Source organism: Mycobacterium neglectum (assembly GCF_002591975.1).
In the GTDB taxonomy this organism is placed as follows: Bacteria; Actinomycetota; Actinomycetes; order Mycobacteriales; family Mycobacteriaceae; genus Mycobacterium; species Mycobacterium neglectum.
Genome location: NZ_NVQE01000035.1, coordinates 29547 through 45488, shown reverse-complemented (window position 1 = coordinate 45488; position 15942 = coordinate 29547). Strand labels below are relative to the sequence as shown.

General features: G+C 65.7%; 13 protein-coding genes and 2 tRNA genes. 7 read left to right on the top strand and 8 right to left on the bottom strand.

Translation table 11 applies throughout. From position 1 onward, the window contains the following. Positions 1 to 22 precede the first annotated feature (22 nt). From CSQ99_RS22995 to pknB, 4 genes are all read left to right on the top strand, one after another. Positions 23 to 1435 carry an FtsW/RodA/SpoVE family cell cycle protein gene (locus CSQ99_RS22995; RefSeq protein ID WP_099041313.1) on the top strand — a complete coding sequence of 471 codons (1413 nt, stop codon included), beginning with the start codon at positions 23 to 25 and terminating at the stop codon, positions 1433 to 1435. Beyond that, positions 1432 to 2907, top strand: a complete 1476-nt coding sequence (pbpA, locus tag CSQ99_RS22990; protein ID WP_099041312.1) for a D,D-transpeptidase PbpA — start codon at positions 1432 to 1434, stop codon at positions 2905 to 2907. The genes CSQ99_RS22995 and pbpA overlap by 4 nt, the downstream gene beginning before the upstream one ends. A 103-nt stretch (positions 2908 to 3010) precedes the next feature. After that, entirely contained in the window at positions 3011 to 4357 is a 1347-nt protein-coding gene (locus tag CSQ99_RS22985) for a protein kinase domain-containing protein (RefSeq protein WP_099041311.1), read from the top strand. Then, a complete protein-coding gene (gene pknB / locus CSQ99_RS22980) occupies positions 4354 to 6228 on the top strand; it encodes a Stk1 family PASTA domain-containing Ser/Thr kinase (RefSeq protein ID WP_099041310.1) in 1875 nt (624 codons plus the stop codon). Before CSQ99_RS22985 ends, pknB begins: the two co-directional genes overlap by 4 nt. On the opposite strand, the gene CSQ99_RS22975 is transcribed toward pknB, so the two are convergent. Together CSQ99_RS22975 and CSQ99_RS22970 are read right to left on the bottom strand one after the other, a co-directional pair. Continuing rightward, positions 6206 to 6880: an aminodeoxychorismate/anthranilate synthase component II gene (locus CSQ99_RS22975; protein WP_099041309.1), complete on the bottom strand. Its 675-nt coding sequence runs from the start codon at positions 6878 to 6880 to the stop codon at positions 6206 to 6208. The two genes, pknB and CSQ99_RS22975, sit on opposite strands and share 23 nt — an antisense overlap. Positions 6881 to 6950: 70 nt before the next feature. Beyond that, on the bottom strand, positions 6951 to 7700 hold the full coding sequence (locus CSQ99_RS22970) for a DUF881 domain-containing protein (protein WP_099041308.1): 750 nt from the start codon (positions 7698 to 7700) through the stop codon (positions 6951 to 6953). A gap of 93 nt (positions 7701 to 7793) precedes the next feature. Between CSQ99_RS22970 and crgA the strand changes: the two genes are divergently transcribed. After that, complete coding sequence (crgA, locus tag CSQ99_RS22965) at positions 7794 to 8057, top strand: cell division protein CrgA (RefSeq protein WP_099041307.1); 264 nt, start codon at positions 7794 to 7796, stop codon at positions 8055 to 8057. A gap of 155 nt (positions 8058 to 8212) precedes the next feature. Then, positions 8213 to 8629, top strand: a complete 417-nt coding sequence (locus CSQ99_RS22960; RefSeq protein ID WP_099041306.1) for a PH domain-containing protein — start codon at positions 8213 to 8215, stop codon at positions 8627 to 8629. Between the two features lie 2 nt (positions 8630 to 8631). Here CSQ99_RS22960 and CSQ99_RS22955 read toward each other — a convergent pair whose 3' ends face one another. After that, a complete protein-coding gene (locus CSQ99_RS22955; RefSeq protein WP_176561164.1) occupies positions 8632 to 9177 on the bottom strand; it encodes a peptidylprolyl isomerase in 546 nt (181 codons plus the stop codon). Between the two features lie 89 nt (positions 9178 to 9266). On the opposite strand from CSQ99_RS22955, the gene cwsA reads away from it, so the two are divergent. Continuing rightward, the gene (gene cwsA / locus CSQ99_RS22950; RefSeq protein ID WP_099041305.1) at positions 9267 to 9701 is read left to right on the top strand and encodes a cell wall synthesis protein CwsA; all 435 of its coding nucleotides are present in this window, start codon (positions 9267 to 9269) and stop codon (positions 9699 to 9701) included. Positions 9702 to 9799: 98 nt separating this feature from the next. Here cwsA and CSQ99_RS22945 read toward each other — a convergent pair. From CSQ99_RS22945 to gyrB, 5 genes are all read right to left on the bottom strand, one after another. After that, positions 9800 to 9872: transfer RNA gene (locus CSQ99_RS22945), tRNA-Ala, on the bottom strand. 143 nt (positions 9873 to 10015) lie between these two features. Beyond that, positions 10016 to 10089, bottom strand: a tRNA-Ile gene (locus CSQ99_RS22940). Between the two features lie 66 nt (positions 10090 to 10155). After that, positions 10156 to 11163 (bottom strand): DUF3566 domain-containing protein, encoded by a 1008-nt coding sequence (locus CSQ99_RS22935; protein ID WP_099041304.1) that lies wholly within the window; start codon positions 11161 to 11163, stop codon positions 10156 to 10158. Between the two features lie 41 nt (positions 11164 to 11204). Then, positions 11205 to 13712 (bottom strand): DNA gyrase subunit A, encoded by a 2508-nt coding sequence (gene gyrA, locus CSQ99_RS22930; RefSeq protein ID WP_099041303.1) that lies wholly within the window; start codon positions 13710 to 13712, stop codon positions 11205 to 11207. Between the two features lie 34 nt (positions 13713 to 13746). Next, positions 13747 to 15768, bottom strand: a complete 2022-nt coding sequence (gyrB, locus tag CSQ99_RS22925) for a DNA topoisomerase (ATP-hydrolyzing) subunit B (RefSeq protein WP_099041302.1) — start codon at positions 15766 to 15768, stop codon at positions 13747 to 13749. Positions 15769 to 15942 lie beyond the last annotated feature (174 nt).

The window sequence follows — 15942 nt, the reverse complement described above, 5'->3', positions numbered from 1 at the left end:
GGGGACGGGCAGGAGTCGAAGAATGACGACTCAGCCGCAATCCCCGGTGGCCGTCACTCCCCCACTGCCGAACCGACGTAACGCCGAACTGTTCCTGCTCGGCTTCGCCGCGGTGATCACCACGGTGGCCCTGCTGCTCGTTGAGGCCAACCAGGAACAAGGTCTGCGTTGGGATCTCGCGCAGTACACCGTCGCGTATCTGGCGCTGTTCGCCGGAGCGCACCTCGCGGTGCGGCGGTTCGCGCCGTACGCCGACCCGCTGCTGCTTCCGGTGGTCGCCCTGCTGAATGGGCTGGGTTTGGTGATGATTCACCGCCTGGACCTCGCCGAGGGCGTAACCATCCAGCGGGGCCTCGGCGGCACCGCCGACCAGCAGATGCTGTGGACACTGGTGGGTGTCCTCGGTTTTTCCGTCGTCGTCATCTTCTTGCGCGACCACCGCATGCTTGCGCGGTACGGCTATGTCTCTGGTCTCACCGGCCTGATCCTGTTGATCATCCCGGCGGTGCTGCCCAGCTCGATGTCCGAGCAGAACGGCGCGAAGATCTGGATTCGGTTGCCGGGCTTCTCGATTCAGCCCGCCGAGTTCTCGAAGATCCTGCTTCTCATCTTCTTCGCCTCGGTGCTGGTGTCCAAGCGAAGCGTCTTCACCAGCGCGGGCAAGCACTTCCTGGGCATGGACCTTCCCCGGCCTCGCGACCTCGCACCCCTGCTGGCGGCCTGGATCGCGTCGGTCGGCGTGATGATCTTCGAAAAGGACCTGGGCACCTCGCTGCTGCTGTACGCATCGTTCTTGGTGATGGTCTACATCGCGACCGACCGGTTGAGTTGGGTGGTCATCGGTTTGGGGTTGTTCGCCGCGGGAAGCGTTGCGGCGTACCACCTTTTCAGCCACGTCCAGGTTCGCGTACAGACCTGGCTCGACCCATTCGCCGACCCTGAGGGCGCCGGCTACCAGATGGTGCAGTCGATGTTCAGCTTCGCTACCGGGGGAATCTTCGGCACCGGGCTGGGCAACGGGCAGCCAGGTACGGTGCCTGCCGCATCGACCGACTTCATCATCGCGGCCGTCGGCGAGGAACTCGGCCTGGTGGGTCTGGCCGCGGTCTTGATGCTGTACACGATCCTGATCGTCCGCGGGCTCCGCACGGCTCTCGCGGTGCGCGACAGCTTCGGCAAGCTGCTGGCCGCCGGGCTGGCTTCCACACTGGCGATCCAACTGTTCATTGTGGTGGGGGGCGTGACCAAGCTGATCCCGTTGACGGGGCTCACCACGCCATGGATGTCCTACGGCGGGTCGTCACTGCTGGCGAACTACCTGCTGCTGGGGATCCTGGTTCGGATATCCCATTCGGCGCGGCGCCCCCTCGTCACCACTGCGCAGGCCGCGACGCCGATCGCGGCAGTGAGCACCGAGGTGATCGAGAAGGTATGAACACCTCGCTACGCCGCATCTCCATCTCGGTGATGGTCCTGGTCGTGTTGTTGCTTGCCAACGCGACTCTCACCCAGGTCTTCACTGCTGACGGCCTGCGCTCTGATCCACGCAACCAGCGCGTGCTGCTCGACGAGTATTCACGTCAGCGCGGCCAGATTTCGGCGGGCGGTCAGCTGCTGGCGTATTCGGTGTCGACGAATGGGCGGTTCCGCTTCCTGCGGGTGTATCCGAACCCCTACGCGTATGCACCCGTCACCGGCTTCTACTCGCTGCAGTATTCGAGCACTGGCCTGGAGCGCGCCGAGGACACCGTCCTCAACGGCTCGGACCAGCGCCTGTTCGGCCGACGGCTCGCAGACTTCTTCACCGGCCGCGATCCACGCGGCGGAAACGTCGACACCACCATCAAACCCCAAGTGCAGCAGGCGGCCTGGGACGCGATGAAGGATGGCTGTGGCGGCCCGTGCAAGGGATCGGTCGTGGCACTCGAGCCGTCCACCGGCAAGATTCTCGCGATGGTGTCCTCGCCGTCGTACGACCCCAACCTGCTGGCCACGCACAATACGGACGAGCAGTCGGCCATCTGGGAGCAGTTGCGCGACAACCCCGATTCACCGCTGTTGAATCGCGCGATCTCCGAAACGTATCCGCCCGGCTCCACTTTCAAGGTGATCACCACCGCGGCGGCGCTTCAGCACGGCGCGACCGAGGACACCCAGCTCACCGCCGCGGCTCGAATTCCATTGCCGGACAGCACCGCAACACTGGAGAACTTCGACGGATCCACATGTGGCGAGGCGCCGACGACCACGTTGCGCCAGGCATTCGCGAGATCGTGCAACACGGCCTTCGTGCAGCTCGGTCTCGACACCGGACGCGACGCCCTGCGGTCCGCGGCGCAGTCATTCGGAATGGACACGCCTACCCCGATGATCCCGCTTCAGGTCGTCGAGTCAACCGTCGGGCCCATCACCGACGACGCGGCACTGGGCATGTCGAGCATCGGGCAGAAGGACGTCGCGGTCACCCCTCTGCAGAACGCATCGGTCGCCGCGACCATCGCAAACGACGGGGTGACGATGCGGCCCTACCTGGTCGATAGCCTGAAGGGACCCGACCTTGCCAATATCGGGACAGCGGCGCCCCAGGAAGAGCGGCGGGCGGTGCCGCAGAACGTCGCCGATACACTGACGGATCTGATGGTCGCCGCTGAGCAGGCAACGCAGCAGAAGGGAGCCATCGCCGGCGTGCAGATCGCTTCGAAGACCGGCACCGCGGAGCACGGCACCGATCCGCGCAACACTCCGCCCCATGCCTGGTACATCGCATTCGCCCCGGCGCAGGCACCCAAGGTCGCCATCGCCGTGCTGGTCGAGAACGGTGGCAACCGATTGTCAGCCACCGGTGGGGTGCTGGCCGCCCCGATCGGGCGTGCCACCATTGCTGCCGCGCTGCGGGAGGGCACATGAGTCCCCGAGCCGGAGGCGAGAGTATGAGCCACCTCGCCGGAGGCGAGAGTATGAGCCACCTCGCCGGAGGCGAGAGTATGAGCCACCTCGCCGGAGGCGAGAGATGAGCCCAAGAGTCGGAGTCACGCTGTCCGGCCGCTACCGGCTGCAGCGGCTGATCGCCACCGGCGGGATGGGCCAGGTCTGGGAAGGCATCGACTCCCGGCTGGGGCGTCGCGTCGCAGTCAAGGTGCTCAAGGCCGAGTACTCCGAGGACGCCGAGTTCGTCGAACGGTTCCGTGCCGAGGCACGCACGGTCGCGATGCTCAACCACCCGGGCATCGCCGGCGTGTACGACTACGGCGAGACGGACATGGACGGTGAGGGCCGCACCGCATACCTGGTGATGGAACTCGTCAACGGCGAGCCGCTGAACTCCGTACTCAAGCGCACCGGCCGACTGTCGCTGCGGCACGCGCTGGACATGCTCGAGCAGACCGGACGTGCCCTTCAGGTCGCCCACACCGCAGGCCTGGTGCACCGCGACGTCAAGCCCGGCAACATCCTCATCACGCCGACCGGGACGGTGAAACTCACCGACTTCGGCATCGCCAAGGCCGTCGACGCTGCCCCGGTGACCCAGACAGGCATGGTGATGGGCACCGCCCAGTACATCGCGCCCGAACAGGCCCTCGGCCACGACGCTACGGCGGCCAGCGATGTGTACGCCCTGGGAGTCGTTGGCTACGAATCCCTTTCGGGCAAGCGGCCCTTTACCGGTGACGGTGCTCTGACCGTCGCGATGAAGCACATCAAGGAGACCCCTCCGCCACTGCCCGCCGATCTGCCCCCCAATGTGCGCGAGCTGATCGAGATCACCCTCGTGAAGAATCCGGGTATGCGGTACCGCTCGGGCGGCCTGTTCGCCGACGCGGTAGCCGCCGTACGTTCAGGCCGCCGTCCGCCGAGGCCCAACCAGGCGCCGACACTCGGACGGGCAACGCCGGCGGCGGTGCCGTCGGCAGCCCAGGCACGCGCCGTAGCAGACCTGACCGGACGCACCTCGGCCACCGCTGCCCGGGCGCGCCCGGCCACCGGAAGCCATCGCCCTCCCCCGGCACCGTCGCGCGGCACCTTCTCCTCAGGCCAGCGGGCATTGCTGTGGGCGGCCGGTGTGCTCGGCGCCCTGGCGATCGTCATCGCGATACTCATCGTGCTGAACGCTCAGGACCGTAAGGACCAGGAGCAGGCGCCATCGCCGACGATCACCGACACCATCACCCAAACCACCCCGTTCTCGCCCACAGCGATGCCGGAGCGGACCGAACGGGAGGCCCACCGTGATGGTGGGGCAGAATTTGGGGTAACCCGAATCAATGCGTTCGCGTCCCCGGCAACGGCGCAGGTGACACTGCCGCTCACGGCGCCGAAGGGCCAGCGGCCCTCAACTCCAGAACAGACATCGCAATGACAACCCCGCAACACCTGTCCGACCGGTACGAACTCGGCGACATCCTGGGCTTCGGCGGCATGTCCGAAGTCCATTTGGCGCGCGATCAGCGGTTGCACCGCGACGTCGCCGTCAAGGTGCTGCGCGCGGATCTGGCCCGCGATCCCAGCTTCTATCTGAGGTTCCGCCGCGAGGCGCAGAACGCCGCAGCGCTGAACCACCCCGCCATCGTCGCTGTCTACGACACCGGCGAGGCTGAAACCCCCAACGGTCCCCTGCCCTACATCGTGATGGAGTACGTCGAGGGCGTCACGCTGCGCGACATCGTGCACACCGACGGGCCAATGGAGCCGCGCCGGGCCATCGAGGTCATCGCCGATGCGTGCCAGGCGCTGAACTTCAGCCACCAGCACGGGATCATCCACCGCGACGTCAAACCCGCGAACATCATGATCAGCAACGCCGGCGCGGTGAAGGTGATGGACTTCGGCATCGCGCGCGCACTCGCCGATGCCAACAACGTCACCCAGACCGCGGCCGTGATCGGCACCGCGCAGTACCTGTCCCCCGAACAGGCGCGTGGTGAGAAAGTCGACGCCCGCTCCGACGTGTACTCGCTGGGCTGCGTGCTGTACGAGATGCTCACCGGCGAGCCACCTTTCGTCGGCGATTCGCCTGTCGCGGTGGCATATCAGCACGTCCGTGAAGATCCGATACCGCCGTCGCAGCGCCACGAGGGCATCTCCCCCGAGCTGGACGCCGTCGTGCTCAAGGCGCTGGCCAAGAACCCCGACAACCGGTACCAGACCGCCGCCGAGATGCGCACCGACCTGGTGAAGGTGCACAGCGGCGAGCAGCCCGATGCCCCGAAGGTATTCACCGACGCCGAGCGCAGCTCGTTGATGTCGGCGGAGCCGGGCGACCACCGGACCGAACCCATCGACGCCGTCGGACGAGCGCAGCCGCAGTACTTCGAGCGGGAGCGACGCGGCTCGATCGGCCGGTGGCTCATCGCCGTCGCCGTGCTCGCCGTGCTGACCGTGGTGGTGACGCTGGCGATCAACATGACAGGCGGCAGCACTCGCGACGTCGCGGTGCCCGACGTGAGCGGCAAGGTGTCGGCCGACGCGGTCGCTGAGCTGCAGAACCGCGGGTTCAGGACTCGCACCCAACAGAAACCGGACTCCAACGTCCCGCCCGACCATGTGATCGGCACCGACCCCGCCGCCAACTCGTCGGTCGACGCCGGCGATGAGATCACCATCAGCGTGTCCACCGGGCCCGAGCAACGTGAGATTCCCGACGTCAGGAATCTCAGCTACGACGACGCCGTGGAGAAACTCACCGATGCGGGGTTCGAGAATTTCCGGCCGTCCTCGTCGCCGTCGACGCCGGAGATGAAGGACAAGGTTCTCGGCACCAACCCGCCGGTCAACCAGACGTCGGCGATCACCAACGAGGTCACCATCGTGCTGGGCGCAGGCCCGGAGACTCGCCCGATCCCCGATGTGAAGGGGCAGGCACAGGACAGTGCCGTGCAGATCCTCACCGCGTCGGGTTTCACCACGACGGTGCCGGTCGAGGTCGACAGCGCGCTTCCGGCCGGGGAGCTCCTCGGGACCAATCCGCCTGCGGGACAAACTGTTCCGGTCGACACGGTGATTCAACTGCAGGTGTCACGGGGCAATCAATTCCTGATGCCCGACCTGCGCGGCCAGTTCTGGACCGACGCCGAGCCGAGGCTGCGCGCCCTAGGCTGGACCGGGGTACTGGACCGTGGCGGAGACGTTCAGAACAGCGGCCAACGCACCAATGCCGTGGTGACCCAGAGCCCGCCTGCGGGCACCGGAGTGAACTACGACGGCCGGATCACGCTGAGTTTCGCGTCGTAGCCGCGGCGACCGCGGTGGCCACCTCGTCCTCCAGTCGGCGGACAAGCGTCTCCTCGGGCGCGGCACCGCAGTAGCCCAGCCAATTGGACAGCATCCGGTGACCGCCCTCGGTCAGGATCGACTCGGGGTGGAATTGGACACCGTGGATGGGCAATTCGACGTGGCGCACACCCATGACGACACCGCCTTCAGTGCGTGCGATCACCTCGAGTTCCGCCGGCATCGTCTCGGGGAGAATGGTCAGCGAGTGATAGCGCGTGGCCGTAAACGGATCCGGAAGTCCTTGCAGCACACCGCTGTTGGTGTGGTGCACAGTACTGGTCTTGCCGTGTAGCAGCTCGGGTGCCCGGTCGACGGTCCCGCCGAATGCCACCCCGATCGCCTGATGGCCGAGGCACACGCCGAGCAGCGGAGTCGTCGCGGCCGCGCACGCTTTGACGAGCGGGATCGAGGCACCTGCACGCTCGGGCGTGCCCGGCCCGGGGGACAGCAGCACCCCGTCGAACGTGCCCGCGGCGTCGGCGATGTCGTTCTCGGTGGCCAGGCGGTCGTCGTCGTTGCGCCAGACCTCGGCGTTCACCCCGAGCTGACCCAGGTACTGGACCAGGTTGAACACGAAGCTGTCGTAGTTGTCGACGACCAGGACACGCATCGGCCCAGGCTACCGGAGCGATTTCGGCGTGGCCGGTCACGCTGAGCGTGATTGCGCACGCCGAGATCGTTCAGTAGCCGACGGGCCCCGCGGGCTTGGCGAACTCCATGCGCACCGGCCCGGCATACCCCGCCAGTTCCACCTGCGCTCTGGGCTCCTCGCTGTACCCCAATCCGAACCGCACCACGTACTGCCGGTAGAGCGTGACCAGCGGCGCCGCCGCCAGCGCGGCCTGCATGGCCGACGCGTTGCCGACCGCGGTGATGACGTACGGCGGACTGTAGGTGCGTCCGTTGAGCAGCAGCGTATTGCCGACGCACCGCGGCGCCGACGTGCCGATGATGCGCTGATCCTGCATCTGGATGCCTTCCGCACCAGAACTCCACAGCGCGTTCAGAACAGCGTCGATGTCCTGCTGGTGCACCACGAGGTCATCGGGGGAGGCGTCGCGGGGGAAACGGCCCTCAGCGTCGCGCTGAGCGTCGTTCAACGTCACCACCAAGCCGGCCCCGCGCATCGGCTCCAAGCCGGCATCGACGGCTAATCTGGCGGACTTGTTGGTGATGGCGGCCAGCGCCGCGTCCGCCCCCGGCGATCCGCCGTGGTGGCTGTCCAGTGAATTGACGAGTGAGTCGCGTTCGACGGTCAGCCGATCGGCCGACTGTTGGGCCTCTCGCACCAGGTCGACCAGCCGGGGGGCGTCGCTGCGCCTGATCTCGCCGCCGTCGGAGACGTGATGGGTCGCAGCCAGCAGCAGCCCGGCCAGCAGGCAGACAACGGGCACGCCGAACCGCCATCCGGACTTCGGCGAGGGCGCCATTGGCTGGTCTCCTGCGGGTAATGATTGCGATGGGCCTGCGATAGGCTGGGTACATCGTCGCACCGTGTGACGCCGTCTGTCCCGAAGGTACGTATGCCCAAGTCCAAGGTTCGTAAGAAGAACGACTTCACCATCAGCCCGGTGAGCCGGACGCCGGTCAAGGTCAAGGCCGGTCCGTCGAGTGTCTGGTTTGTCGTGTTCTTCGTCGGCCTGATGCTGATCGGGTTGGCCTGGCTGCTGGTGTTCCAGCTGGCGGCCTCCGCGATCCCCTTCTTGGCGGATCTGGGCCCGTGGAATTACGCGATCGCGTTCGCTTTCATGATCAGTGGGTTGTTGCTCACGATGCGCTGGCGCTGAGTGACACAACAAGGGGTATGAATTCAACCGTGCATCCGTGCGTTACCCGTTTAGCAACCTTGCGGTCACCAGATCACACCGATGTGATTCATCCCCATTGGGGATAGCACTTGTGGATAACTTCATTAGCCACGGTAAAAGGGTGTTGACACGCCGTGCAGCAAACTGAGTGGAGCCCGCCGACCCTCGGCATTTCAGCACTCGGCATAGGTGGGCTGATCTTGGCTGCGGGCGCTGTGACGCTGATCACAGACCCTCCGGGGCGGGTGCTGGTGGGCATTGCCGCATTCGGCTTGATTGTGTTCGCAAGTTTGTCGTGGCGTGCGCGCCCGAAGCTGGCAATCAAAAATGACGCTCTCGTCAGTCGCGGCCTGCTTGGTGAAACCGCGCTGCAGCATGCCGATATCAAGCTGATCCGCATCACGGAATTCCGCCGGATCGGCCGCAAGACGCGCTTGCTCGAGATCGACACGGTGGACGGTCGGCTACTTGTGTTCACCCGGTGGGACCTGGGCACTGACCCGCTGCGCGTGCTCGACGCGCTCACGGATGCCGGCTTCGCCGGCTCCTGAAATCAGGAGATGGTGATCGATTCGACGACCACAGGTTCGGTCGGACGGTCGTTGCGGTCCACCGCGGTGCTCGCGATCGCGTCGACCACCTTCTGCGACTCCGGATCGACAACCTCGCCGAAGATGGTGTGCTTGCGGTTCAGGTGAGGCGTCTTGCCGACCGTGATGAAGAATTGCGAGCCGTTGGTACCCGGGCCGGCATTGGCCATCGCCAGCAAATACGGCTTGTCGAACTGCAGTTCCGGATGGAATTCGTCGGCGAACTTGTAGCCGGCGTCGCCGCGACCGGTACCGGTCGGGTCGCCGCCCTGGATCATGAACCCGTCGATGACCCGATGGAAGATCACGCCGTCATAAAAGGGTCCTGCACGGCCTCCGCTCGCGTTCTCGGTGCTGTAGTCCTTGGTGCCCTGCGCCAGTCCAACGAAGTTGGCGACGGTCTTGGGTGCGTGATTTCCGAAGAGGGCGACTTTGATGTCACCACGGTTGGTGTGCAGCGTCGCGGTGGCTGTCTGTATGGGGCTCGTCACGGGATGCCAGTCTGCCACGCGTCGCTCGGCGCTCAACGGGCACCGCTGCGTTGCGGTTGGTGGCAGTCTGGTATCCATTCCCGTTACGGCCGCGAGAGAGGTGCGAGATGCGCGCGAAGACCGAGATCCACTTGACCCCTGGGCAGCGGTTGTCCCGCGGACTCAAATATTCGGCGGTCGGTCCCGTCGATGTCACCCGGGGTGCGGTGGGCCTCAGCGTGGACGGTGCGCAGTCATCTGCCGCCTGGATTGGCGACCTCTACCGTCGCAGCCGGCTGAAGGATCAGTTGGCCAAGGAGCTGGTGGCCGCGCAAGACACCATCGCCTCCGAAATCGCGGCCGCCCAGGAAGTGGTGGCGAACCTGCCGCAGCAGTTGCAAAAGGCCCGCAGCCGTCGGCGAAAGCGTCCGCTGCTGCTGGCGGCGCTCGGCGTGGCGGTACTGGCCGGGGGAGCGGTGGCCTTCTCGATCATCCGGCGGCCTCCCCCGCAGGAGCCGCCGACCACCCTGCAGCCGAGCGTGCCGGTATCGCCGCGGCCTTAGCCCGTCGGCCGTAGCCCGTCGAAACTGAAGGTATGCAGGAGATTTCGCGGTGATCGCCTGCACAAGTTCAGTTTCGGCGTTCGGCGGTGGGGTCTGAGTGGAGCCTAGGGGATTCGAACCCCTGACTTCTGCCTTGCAAAGGCAGCGCTCTACCAACTGAGCTAAGGCCCCTTGTCGGGATATCTCAGGCCGGCACGTCGGCCGCCGCGTGCCACACCTCCACGCCGTGCCGAGATCGCCAGATCGCCACGGCGACAACCGCGGCGACCGCTGTGGCGAGCAGCACCACAACCCTCATGGTGTGTACCTTTCCGTGGGGCTAGGAGGACTCGAACCTCCGACCTCTTCGTTATCAGCGAAGCGCTCTAACCGCCTGAGCTATAGCCCCGTTTATGCCGGTACGGCCGAGCGACGAGACTACCGCAATCGTAAGCTCCCGCCCAAACCCGCGAACTCAGTCGCGATCGGCCAACGTGACTTCCACGCCTCCGACGATGTCGGTGGTGAGGTTGTAGATGAAGGCACCGATCGTCGCCATCGCCGTCAGCAAGACGATGTTCACCAGACCGATCAGGGCCGCACCGCCGAATATTGTTCCACTACTCACGAGCTCGCCGCCGGAGCTACCGCTTGCGCTGGTCAGCAGGTCGCCGACGTTGCTGTTCAGCTTGCTCCACACACCCATGCCGCCGAGAACCAAGTACAGGAATGCGACGGCGATCATCCAGACGAAGAACAACGCGACGGACAGGACCGCGGACACCTTGAGCACGCTCCACGGGTCCACCCGGCGGATCTGCATGCTGGCGCGCACCGGGCCCTGATGGCGGCTGGCCGCCTGCGCTCTGCCTGCCGGGACCGCGGGGCGGCTTGCCGGTTCCTGGCCAGGACGCTCCGCGCCCGGCGTGCGCGGCGCCGACCGCGGTGCCGCGCCGGAAAGGTCGGGGATTTCGCTGGCGTACTTCTCGGGCCGCGGGGGCTGCTCGGTTCGTGGCGGCGACTCGGGGCGCGCGGTCTGTTCCGGCCGCGGAGCGGCCTGTTCCGGCCGCGTCGGTTCCGGCCGTGCGGACTGCTCGGGTGGATCTGCCCACCCGGCCGCATCCTGATCCTGCGGCGACGCCGTGGCCGAACCGCCGGAGAGGAACCGGTTCAGCCGGGCATCGATACCGGGGGAGTGGCTGGTCGCTCCGCTGTTGCCGCGTCGCGGCGCATCCGACCGCGCGGGCGAATCCGGCCGTCCGGAGGCTTCCGGCGCCCTGTTCGCGGGCTTGGCCCCCCTGCCCCGCTGCCAGGGCGGGACCTCGGTCGCATCGGCGATGCGCTCCGGGCCCGATCCGCCGGGTAGCGGACCGCGCGGCGCGGTGCCGCCCACCGAGCCGCCCTCGGGACCGGGACCAGAGCCGGAGCCGTTGCCGCCCCCCTCGGTCGCACGGGGATACCCGGGCTCGTTCGGTGAAGTCACCTACGGCTCCTTACTGGTCACTACTGGTCACGCCTAATGGGCTAGTCGCCGACGTCGGTGTTGACCTCGTCGGTACTGTCGCCTTCCTCCGCGTTGCGCGCAATGGCTATCAGTGTGGTGCCCTCTCCCAGGTTCATCAACCGAACGCCCTTGGTCTGCCGCCCGGCCTTGCGCACCTGGCGAGCCGCCGTCCGGATGACACCGCCGCCCGAGGTGATGGCGTACAACTCAGTGTCGTCATCGACGATCAACGCTCCGACAAGACTGCCACGCCTCTTGTCGAACTGGACCGTCAGCACCCCTTTGCCACCGCGGCCCTGGACCGGGTACTCCTCGATCGCGGTGCGCTTGGCGTACCCACCGGCCGTCGCGACCAGCAGATACGTGTCCTCGCGCACGACGTTCAGCGACAGCAGTTTGTCTTCCTCGTTGAACCGCATGCCCTGCACACCGGAGGTGGCTCGGCCCATCGGACGCAACGCCTCGTCGGTTGCTGAGAAGCGGATCGACTGGCCCTTGGCGGACACCAGCAGCAGGTCCTCCTCGGACGAGCACAGCACCGCACCCACCAATTCGTCGCCGTCGCGCAGGTTGACCGCGACGATGCCGCCCGTGCGGTTGGAGTCGAAGTCGGTGAGCTTGGACTTCTTCACCAGTCCGTTGCGGGTGGCCAGCACCAGGTACGGCGCGTCCTCGTAGGTCTTGATCTGGATGACCTGTGCGATCCGCTCCTCCGGCTGGAACGCCAACAGATTGGCGACATGCTGACCGCGTGCCGTGCGGGACGCCTCCGGCAGGTCGTATGCCTTGGCGCGATACACCCGACCCTGTGTGGTGAAGAACAGGATCCAGTCGTGCGTTGAGCAGACGAAGAAGTGGTTGACGATGTCGTCCTGCTTCAGCCCGGCGCCCTGCACGCCCTTGCCGCCGCGCTTCTGGCTGCGGTACAGGTCGGACTTCGTCCGTTTCGCGTAGCCGGTCTCGGTGATGGTGACGACGACTTCTTCGCGCGCGATCAGGTCCTCATCGGCGACATCACCGTCGGCGGCGATGATGCGGGTACGCCGGTCGTCGCCGAACTTGTCGACCAGTTCCTTGAGCTCGTCCCGCACGATGGCACGTTGGCGCTCGGGCTTGGCCAGGATGTCCTCGAGGTCGGCGATCTCGGCCTCGATCTTCGCCAGATCGTCGACGATCCGCTGGCGCTCCAGGGCGGCCAGCCGGCGCAGCTGCATATCGAGAATGGCCTGCGACTGGATCTCGTCGATGTCGAGCAGGTCGATCAGGCCCGCGCGGGCGACCTCGACGGTCTCGGACGCGCGGATCAACGCGATGACTTCGTCGAGCGCGTCGAGCGCCTTGACCAGACCACGCAGGATGTGGGCCCGCTCATTGGCCTTGCGCAACCGGTACGTGGTGCGCCGGACGATCACGTCGAGTTGGTGGTTGACGTAGTGACGGATCAGCTGGTCGAGACGCAGCGTGCGCGGCACACCGTCGACGATGGACAGCATGTTGGCGCCGAAGCTGGTCTGCAGCTGGGTGTGCTTGTAGAGGTTGTTCAGAACGACCTTCGCGACGGCATCTCGCTTGAGCTCCACCACAATTCGCAGCCCGACGCGATCGCTGGACTGGTCCTCGATGTTCGAGATGCCGGCCAGCTTGCCGTCGCGCACCTGCTCGGCGATCGAGGTGATGAAGTTGTCGTGGTTGACCTGATACGGCAGCTCGGTGATGACGATCCCGGTGCGGCCCCGGCTATCCTCTTCGATCTCGCAGACACCGCGCATCCGGACCGACCCTCGGCCGGTCCGGTACGTGTCGGAAATGCCCTGCGATCCGACGATGAGGCCATAGGTCGGGAAGTCCGGACCCTTGACGCGTTCGCAGACGGCCTCGAGGGTGGTCTCTTCGTCGGCTTCGAAGTTCTCCAGGCACCAGAACACCGCCTCGCCGAGCTCGCGCAGGTTGTGCGGCGGCATGTTGGTGGCCATGCCCACCGCGATGCCACCCGAGCCGTTGGCGAGCAGGTTCGGGAACCGGCTCGGCAGGACCGTCGGTTCCTGCACGCGCCCGTCATAGTTCGGGACGAAATCGACTGTCTCCTCATCGATTTCGCGCAGCATCTCCATGGCCAGCGGCGTGAGTCGCGCCTCCGTGTAGCGCATCGCGGCCGGTGGGTCGTTGCCCGGCGAACCGAAGTTGCCCTGTCCGTCGACGAGCGGATAGCGCAGCGACCACGGCTGGGCCATCCGGACCAGGGTGTCGTAGATCGACGAGTCGCCGTGGGGGTGATAGTTGCCCATCGTCTCGGCGACCGATCGGGCTGACTTCGCGTGCCCGCGGTCCGGTCGGAAGCCCGAGTCGAACATGGCGTACAGCACGCGGCGGTGCACCGGCTTGAGACCGTCGCGGACCTCGGGAAGTGCACGCCCGACGATCACGCTCATCGCGTAGTCGATGTAGCTGCGCTGCATCTCCTGCTGGATGTCGACCGGCTCGATGCGGTCGCCTGCTGCGTCGCCAGGCGGCAACGTGGTATCAGTCATGTGTTTTCAGCCCTATTTGTTGATATGTCGCGGATCAAACATCCAGGAAGCGAACGTCTTTCGCGTTCCGCGTGATGAAGCTGCGGCGCGCCTCGACGTCCTCTCCCATCAGGATGGAGAACAGCTCGTCGGCGGCGGCCGCGTCGTCCAAGGTGACCTGGCGCAGCACCCGCACCGACGGATCCATCGTGGTTTCCCACAGCTCCTTGGCGTCCATCTCGCCCAGACCCTTGTAGCGCTGGATACCGTCGTCGACGTTGATCTTCCTACCCGCCTTCCTGCCCGCCTCGAGCAGGCCGTCGCGCTCACGGTCGGAGTAGGCGAATTCCGGTTCGCTGCGTTGCCATTTCAATTTGTACAGCGGCGGCTGCGCCAGGAAGATATGGCCATTTTCGACCAGTGGCTTCATGAACCGGAACAGCAGCGTCAGCAGCAGGGTCGAGATGTGCTGGCCGTCGACATCGGCGTCGGCCATCAACACGATCTTGTGGTACCGCAGCTTGGAGAGGTCGAACTCGTCGTGGATGCCCGTGCCCAGCGCCGTGATGATGGCCTGGACTTCGGTGTTCTTCAGCACGCGGTCGATGCGGGCCTTCTCGACGTTGATGATCTTGCCGCGCAACGGCAGGATCGCCTGGAACATCGAGTCGCGGCCGCTCTTGGCCGAGCCGCCAGCCGAATCGCCCTCCACCACATAGAGTTCCGACTTCTTCGGATCCGTTGAGCGGCAGTCGGCCAGCTTGCCCGGCAACCCGCCGATGTCGGTGGCGCTCTTGCGACGCACCAATTCGCGCGCCTTGCGCGCCGCGATCCGTGCCTGCGCCGACGAAACCGCTTTGTTGATCACGGTTTTCGCTTCGGCGGGATTGGCCTCGAACCAGTGGCCCAGCTGCTCGTTGCAGATCTTCTGCACGAACGACTTCACTTCGGTGTTGCCCAGCTTGGTCTTGGTCTGGCCCTCGAACTGCGGCTCGGCGACCTTCACCGACAGCACTGCGGCCAACCCCTCACGGATGTCGTCCCCGGTGAGGTTCGAGTCCTTCTCCTTGAGGAGCTTCTTGTCCTTGGCGTACTTGTTCACCACGGTGGTCAGCGCGGCGCGAAAACCTTCTTCGTGGGTGCCGCCCTCATGTGTGTTGATGGTGTTGGCAAAGGTGTGCACCGACTCCGAGTAGCCGCCGTTCCATTGCATCGCGATCTCGACCTCGTGGCCTTCGCCCTTGCCGGAGAAGTCGACGATGCTTTGGTGGATCGGCGATTTTGTGCGGTTGATGTGCTTGACGAAGTCGACCAGCCCGCCCGGGTAGTGGAATGTGCGGTTCTTGACCTTATGCGGGCCTGCCTCCTCAGCGGCCTTCTCCTCGGCCGACTTCGGGGCTTCGGCGGTGTCGCTGACAACCTCCTCGGTGACCGCTGCGGCAGCGACTCGTTCGTCAGCGAGGGTGATGGTCAGCCCTTTGTTGAGGAAGGCCATCTCCTGTAGTCGCCGTGCGACGGTCTCGAAGTCATAGTTCGTGGTCTCGAAGATGTCAGGATCCGCCCAGAATCTGACGGTGGTACCTGTCTTCTTGGTCTTGTCACCCTGTTTGAGGGTGCCCGGGGCAGCCTTGTCATACGACTGGAACCACTCGAAACCGTCACGGGAGATATCGACTTCCAGTCGAGTCGACAGCGCGTTCACCACGGACACACCCACGCCGTGCAGACCGCCACTGACGGTGTAGCCGCTGTCCTCGCCACCGAACTTGCCACCGGCGTGGAGCTGAGTCATCACCACGTCGACAGTCGGTGCGCCGCTGGCGTGCATTTCGACGGGGATGCCGCGGCCGTCGTCAGTCACCTCGACCCCGCCGTCTTCGAGAATCCGCACGTCGACTTTCGTCGCGTAGCCGCCCATGGCTTCGTCGACAGCGTTGTCGACGACCTCCCAGACCAGGTGGTGCAGGCCGCGCTCGCCGGTGGAGCCGATGTACATACCCGGACGTTTGCGGACCGCCTCCAATCCTTCGAGAACGGTGATGGCAGAGGCGCCGTATTCCTTCTTCTTCGCAGCCACAGGCGGAAGCTTCCCTACTCTCTTTGGGGGTGGGGCTCTGGCGGTGATCTGTTACCGCCGGCAAGTCATGCTGCCAGTCTACCGTCACACACCGTTAGGACCGATTCTGAGGCAGCGTTTCTACTCACCTATTTGCGCCGTAAATGGAATTTTTCGATCCAGGGTGCGTCAAAC

Coding starts and splice junctions, on each gene's coding strand:
- CSQ99_RS22995 (WP_099041313.1), top strand. CDS start 23: ATGACGACTCAGCCGCAATCCCCGGTGGCCGTCACTCCCCCACTGCCG.
- pbpA (WP_099041312.1), top strand. CDS start 1,432: ATGAACACCTCGCTACGCCGCATCTCCATCTCGGTGATGGTCCTGGTC.
- CSQ99_RS22985 (WP_099041311.1), top strand. CDS start 3,011: ATGAGCCCAAGAGTCGGAGTCACGCTGTCCGGCCGCTACCGGCTGCAG.
- pknB (WP_099041310.1), top strand. CDS start 4,354: ATGACAACCCCGCAACACCTGTCCGACCGGTACGAACTCGGCGACATC.
- CSQ99_RS22975 (WP_099041309.1), bottom strand. CDS start 6,880: ATGCGTGTCCTGGTCGTCGACAACTACGACAGCTTCGTGTTCAACCTG.
- CSQ99_RS22970 (WP_099041308.1), bottom strand. CDS start 7,700: ATGGCGCCCTCGCCGAAGTCCGGATGGCGGTTCGGCGTGCCCGTTGTC.
- crgA (WP_099041307.1), top strand. CDS start 7,794: ATGCCCAAGTCCAAGGTTCGTAAGAAGAACGACTTCACCATCAGCCCG.
- cwsA (WP_099041305.1), top strand. CDS start 9,267: ATGCGCGCGAAGACCGAGATCCACTTGACCCCTGGGCAGCGGTTGTCC.
- gyrA (WP_099041303.1), bottom strand. CDS start 13,712: ATGACTGATACCACGTTGCCGCCTGGCGACGCAGCAGGCGACCGCATC.